The organism is Oleiphilus sp. HI0128 (genome assembly GCF_001635365.1).
In genome coordinates, this window is sequence record NZ_LWGG01000392.1 from 1 (window position 1) to 670 (window position 670).

Consider the following 670-nt stretch of genomic DNA (forward strand, 5'->3'; position numbering starts at 1 on the left):
TAACTTTTTCATGATCATTAAGATAAGGCGTCTTAATGAACTCGCTATCAGGAAACTGTCCGGCGACATGGTCTACATATCCGTAAATACGTTTAATTAACCTGCCTGTGAACAGAAAATACGGTGCCACCACTATTTTTTTAAAACCGAGTTTTACCAATCGCTCCAAGCCTTCTCCAACCGATGGGTAGGTTACCCCTGAGTAAACCGTATCAGCCCAGCCAAAACCCATATTCTCATTGACGATTCGAGTCAGTTTAGCCACTTCCGCGTTTGCCATGGTATCTGACGTTCCGCGCCCTACAACCACTAGCATAGTGTCATAAAGTTGATCTGGAGGGTTGTTGGAGTCTAGCCCGAGTGACTCATATATTCTTGCTTGAAACGCCTCGATCATCGCTTCGTGCAAGCCGAGTTCATTGCCGTAAGCGACTTTCACGTTCCCCTTTTTCTCTTCGAATGTCGTCAATACAGATGGAATGTCGTTCTTTGCGTGAGTTGCGGCAAACAACATTCCTGGAACCGCGTAGATCTCTTCGACACCTTGATCAATTAACGAGTTTAGACCCATATGAATGTTGGGTGCGGAGAACTCCAAAAAGCCATATTCGACAGGCATATCTGGAAATCGTTTTTTTAGTCCTGCTGCGACACGCCCAAATTCACGCTC

1 protein-coding gene is annotated in these 670 nt (G+C 45.5%); it reads right to left on the reverse strand.

Annotated features, from left to right (window positions below; translation table 11 throughout):
* A partial coding sequence (locus A3763_RS04850; protein ID WP_197482775.1) for a sirohydrochlorin chelatase occupies positions 1 to 670 on the reverse strand: 670 nt, incomplete at both ends.